General features: G+C 69.8%; 1 protein-coding gene. It reads right to left on the bottom strand.

Annotated features, from left to right (window positions below):
* The coding region (locus AC07FT_RS36210; RefSeq protein WP_479180416.1) for a hypothetical protein at positions 1–5,786 on the bottom strand (5,786 nt) is incomplete at its 3' end.
* Between the last annotated feature and the right edge of the window lie 203 nt (positions 5,787–5,989).

Raw genomic sequence — 5,989 nt, 5'->3', positions numbered from 1 at the left:
TCGGTGTACTCCGTCGCCTCCGACAGACCCCGGTACGAATCCTTCCGCCGCTCCCAAGCCTGCGCATCGAACGACGCCAGCCCCACCACACGCCCCCGCGCGTCCTTCACCTCACGCAACACCACACCCGAAGACCAGTCCGTCGTCGTCGCGCCCTCGTCCGTCGGCGTCGTACGCGCGGCGCCCGGCGTGACCTCGGCCCACGAATCCAGATAGGCGACGGTGGGCTGCCCCCGGTGCGGCACGAACCGGAGCAACGGCTCCCCGCCGTCCTGACGGTGTGCTGCCTTGATCGTCTCGTAGATCTGCCGGCCCAGGGGATCCTTCGGGTTCCAATCCAGGTGCATTCCGTGCATGACACCCATGCCGGAGTTCTTCATCTCCTCGATGAACGCCTCGTACTCGTCCCGGGGCAGCAAGGAGCCGTCGGGCCTGGTGATCCTGAAGATGTCGTGGTCCCCGGTGAGGGGCCGCCAGATCCCCTCGGGGGTCGCCGCGTAGACGACACCGTCGCGCGTCCGGAAGCGCCCATCCCGCTCCAGCTCGTCCATATGGGCGCGCAGTGTCCGGTACTCCTCCAGCCGCTGCCGGTAGCGAGCCCGGACGGGGGCGTCCGCCGGCACTCCTTCGGGCAGGCGGGGCTCGAAGAAACCGACCAGTCCGCGGTTCTCCTCCCGGGCGCCGAGCTGGACGTCGAGAGCGTTGATCGTCTTGGCCTTGATCTCCTCGGGCTTGGGAAGCGCACCCAGGATCAGCCACTTCACCGCCTCCACGTTGGTCGCCCGCACGTCGATGACCGCCCCGCGCCGGTCCGCGGACGCCTGGAACCGCAACTGGTTGGCACGGGGCATCCCCCAACCCGAAGCGACCGACTCGTCGGGCACGTCCGCCGCGTGTTCGGTCACGCCGGGAGCCGACATGACCCGCGGCCGACGTGCCGGACCGGGCTTCAGCCTCACCCCTTCCAGCTCCTGAGCGAGAGGCGGCGGGAGGGTGGCGGAGGTGCCGCTCGTGGGGGAGAACGACGCCTCACCCAGCAGCTTGTTGCCCCTGCCCCTGATCGCCCACCCCAGAATCCGCCGATGCCACCTGCGGCCCACACGCGGCGCCGACGACGGCGCGTGCAGGTTCCAGTCGTCTTCCGACGGGTAGCGGAAGGACACCGCGGGGACCGGCCCACTCGGCCGCGGGTAGGGCAGGCTCAACCCGTACGGATGCGCCACCAGCCAGGAGGCGGGACTGCCCCCGGCCTGCTGGCGCATGTGCACCAGGGGCGTGCCATCCGAGGCGAGGGTGACCGCGACCGCCTCCTTTGGATACCACACGGACAGACCGGTGGCCTCGGCCAGCTCCAACGCCCTCTGCTCGGCGTCCTTGCCCGAGCACGCCAGGATCATCAAGTCGGTGACGCCGGAGGGGTCCAGCATGTCGACGTACGTGGCCACCTCGTCCGGGTCACCGGCCCGTGTCCCTCCCCCGGGCTGCGCCATCAGGAAGTCGCGCCCTCCGGGAACGGTGTGCGAACTCCAGGTATAGGGGTTGGAGACGGGCAGCTTCTTCACTGTCCCCGTAGGACGTCCCGCGGCGTCCAGCCGCCACTCCACGTAGTACTTCACCTTCGGCAGCTGACTGTAGACCGCCTGGCGTCGACTCCAGTCGCCCTGGGTGAACGACGCCCAGCCCATCCGCCGACCGCCATCCGTGATCTCGTAGACCATGGTCCGTGAGTCCCGCCAGGCGCCCGCGGCGCCCGGGACCGGCACCAGCGGTGCGGGCTGCGCGTTACCCGGCGTCTGCGGGGCAGCGGTGGCCGACGGCGGGGCGATGGCACGTCGGCGAGTCTGGGGTACCGGCTCGGTCTCCTCCAACTGGACATACAGATAGCGCCGACCGGTCTGCGTGTCGCGCCGGATCTCCTGGAACCGCACGTGGAGAACCGTCGCCGCCGGATACCGCACCTCCTGCCGGTCCGGGTGCCGGGAGAAGGGGGCGACGTCCCGGGCCGTGGACCGGGCCACGGCGAACAGGACCGGGTACCGGCCATTCGACCCGTCCTCCTGCCCGAGCACACCGGAGAGCACGGCCTCCTCGCCGCGCCTCGCCATATGGAACTCCGGCAGGCTGACCGCGTGCAGTTCCTCCGGCAGCCCCTCGGAGAGATCACCGGCCACCCATGTGCCCCACCACACCGGCGCGTTCACCGGCGGCAGCGCCATCAGCGCGTCGCCCGCCATGCCCAGATGCAGGGGAATCTCCGCCGCGAGCTCGGCGGCGAGCCGGTCGGTCAGCCGCAGCAGGCTCTCAAGGGCCTCGTCACGCCTCTTCCCATCCGGGAGGGACTGAATCCTGACGGCGGCGTCGGCGAAGTCCTGGTCGCGCAGGAGCAGCAGCGGGAAGTCAGACTTCCGCGTTCGGACCGCCTGCCGGACTACGGACTTGGCCTCCTGCCTCAGCTGCTCCGTCCCGTCCGGCTGGAGCGAATCGGCGAACCGCGCCCTGACCAGCGCCGCGTCCGGGCCCGAGAGCAGATACAGAGGCAGGACGTCCCCCTCGCGGAGGATGTCCGGTACCGAACCACCATGCCGCTGCCGCCACAGCTCCAGTGCCGCATGCCGCGCGTTGCCGTCCGGGCCGGGGGAGTCCGGCGCCCCGCTCAGCGCCTTCCAGATGCCGCTGATCTCACCCCCGGCGGCCAGTTCGGTGAACCGCCCGGTGAACTGGTGGTACAGCGCGTGATGGGGAAGGTAGAGCGTCTCCATGAAGGCATCGGGATCACGGTTCTTCCGCGGTGCCAGAAACGTGGCGAACGAGCTGTATGTATGGGCCGCGTCATCCCAGAACTCCACGCCGGAGTCGAAGAGGCCGGGCTCAACCTCGTGGGAGGCCTCGATGATCTCGAACAGCGAGCGGCTGTAAGTGGGCAGGCACCAGCCGAGCAGGGCCTCGCGCAGCCGCAGCATCTCCTCGTCCGACGCTCCGGTCTCGTCGCGGTAGGTGCTGAGCAGATGCGTCACCCCGCCGGCCTGACCCGTGACCAGCGGGAAGCCACGGGTTTCGTGGATTTCGCGGTACCAGGGGCCGTTCTTGTCCACCGGCTGCGGGACAGACGTTTGTGGGTACTGAGACGCGATGGCGCCCCACAGTGCACGCATGACCTCGTGCAGCGTCATCCCGGAGTCCGGATCCCGAAGGCTGCGCATCTTCCGACGGGCGGTGTCCGGCGTCTCGCCCGGAAAGAACACCTGTGCGGCCCGGTCACGGCCGAGGCTCCGGGTGAAGTGGTGATACAGGGAACTGACGGCCTCCCGGGCGGTCTCCTTCACCTCGGGATCCGCGGCCAGCATCATTCCCAGGCGCTTCTCGAACGTCACCGCCAGGCTCTCCCACGCGGGGTCGGTGTACGAGCCGCTGAACCGGGCGCCCTGCCTGGCCGGGTCCAGAAGAGCCGCGCGGGCCTTCTCCGCGGCGAGAGCGCTCGGATCCTGCGGCTCGGCCTCCCGCCACCTCGGCTCCGGCATTCCAGGGGCACTGTAGATCTCGGGTTCGGCCCTTTTGGGCGAGATGAAGAGCCCGGTGGGGGGTGCGAGAGTGCCGCGCCTGCTCCAGGTGGCCGCCTGTTGAGAAGGAGCGGCCGACCCCTCGGCACCCGACTGACACGCGATCATCAGCACGCGTACCTGGCCGGGGACACGCAGACTCTCCATCACTTGCCCGATATGACGGCCGACCTGTGTGCCGTCCACTCTCTTCAGGCCGTACCGCGTCATCGCCATGAAGGACTTGTTGTCGCTGTGCGATACCCAGACGCCCGTGTTCTTCACCGGCCAGGGCAGGGGTCGGCGATCTCCCGCCTTCCCCGTGTCGACGTCATACACTCGGTATTTCCGCGCTTCGCGCAGGCGAGGGAATTTGCCCTTCTCCTTCAGCCACATCGGCAGGTCGATGGAGGCCATGCCGAACCAGCGGCCGTCCCGGGTGCGCAGTTGCCGGGTGACGATCTCACGATCCCACTCCTGCGCCAGCGGCTGCGGGACCTCCTCCAAGGTTCGGTGCATATACCGCCTGCCGGTCGCCCCGTCGCGGCGGAGCTCACGGCGGATCTCCCGCAGCACCGTCTTCGAGGGGTACAGCACGGTGCGCTCGGCGGGCCTGCGGGCCAACGGGGAGACATCCCGGCCGGTGGAGTCCACCACCTCCCACAGTACCGGGTAACCCTCCCTCTTCTCGGCGGCCGGATCCAGCAAGGAGGCGAGCGCTGTCTCACGGTGCGTCGTCGCATGGTGCAGCCTCGGCACGCTCACCGTCCGCCACTTCCCACCGCCGTGCTGCGCCCCGTCCAACGGCCCGGACTCCCACGACGCCCACCACACCGGTCCGCTGACCGGCGGGAGCACCGCCGCCGCCTCAGCCGCCATCTCCGCGTGCGCCCGCAGTTCACCATGAAGCCCGTCCACCAGCTCGACGGCCCGCTCCTCGAGCTTGCCACGGACATCCGCCAGTGCGTCCTCGGCCCCGGGATCCCCGAGGAGCCCCTCCGCGACCTGTACCAGATCCCGGAACCGCCAGTCCCGCAGGAACAGCAGCGGCAAGGACTCCCTCAACGCGCCGCCCCCAAACGCCTGCGCCACCAGCGAGCGCGCCTTCTCCCACAACTCCGCCTTGACCTCAAGCTGGTCGGGCGCGTCGGGACCGGCCAGGAACTTCTCGTCGAGCAGCCGCACGTCAACCCCACTGGCCAACTGCAACGCCGCCGCGTGTCCCTCCTCGACATTCCCGCCCAGCAGCCCGAGCGAGCGATGGCGCTGTGTCCACGCTCTGAGGGCCTCGCGCCGCTCCCGCCGCGCCGCCACCCCCGGACCGCTCACATCGGTGCCGTCGAGGTATCCCGACTCGATCAGATCCCTGATCTCCTCGGCACGGTCGTCTCCGATGACTTTCGGGGCGAACCAGTCCGCTCGCGCGAGATACATCCGCTCATGAGGCATGTGCAGGGCGCTGTCATCCCAGCCCCCCCGACTGACCGGGCTGAGGGACCCGTCCACCCATGCGTAGATGCGGGCTGCCTCGACCACCTTGTCCGGCTCGGTCTCCTCGCGCACCCCGGCCCGGTGGGAGGCGGCGAGGATCTCCACCAGTGTGTGATCGCCGGCCTCGGGCAGGATCCAGCCCATCATGGCTTCCCGGAACCGAAGCACCTCACCATCAGGCACGTTCAGGAACTGGTGGACCATGAGCAGCCACTCGACATCCTCGGCCGGGCCCGGCCCCACCGGGAAACCAAGCCGGTCGTGCAGCTCCTCCAGGGCGTCCGGGCTGTGCGGCTGCACCCTGCGGGGCCGCAGGCGCAGGCCCCGCGGATTCAACTCGGGCTTATCCGTCCACAGCCGGGTCAGCGTGGTCCTCCCGGAGCCGCTGGCGCCGTATGCGAAGGCGTCCATCAGCTCCCGCAGGGTGGCGTCGCCATCGGGATCCAGCAGGCGGTCCATCTCACGCCGCGGGTCCTTCGCCCGGGGAAGGAACGTCGCCGCCACATGACCCTTCCTGTAGTACGTGGTCAGCAGGTCATAAAGGCTCTGGACCGCTCCCCGCGCCTCCTCGATCAGTTTCGGGTCCTCGGCCAGCACCCGCCCGAGCGCCCGCTCGTACCCCCTGCTCAGCTCCTTCCACTTGGCGTCGGTGTAGAAGGCGCCGAACCGCGGCGCCGGAGAGTCCTCGTCGCTCCGGGGTGAAGGGGGCGCGTTCCAGTGTTCATCCCCCGGCGGGACCGACGGCGCCGCGGACAGCACCACTCCCGCCCGCGGAGCCGACCCCGAAGCCGCGGAGGCCGGACGGTACACCCGCCAACCCCGGGCATCACCCCTGGCACTCTCCCGCAGATGCACACCACCCGGCTTACCACCCTCACCAGGCGGAGCCGCAAACCCACGATCAGGCACATACACCGTCAGACCCGTACGATCCGCGGCCGCCTGCAACTCCGCGTCCTCAA

This window comes from Streptomyces sp. NPDC045899 (genome assembly GCF_056431485.1).
This window is presented reverse-complemented; position numbering and strand designations above follow the sequence as displayed.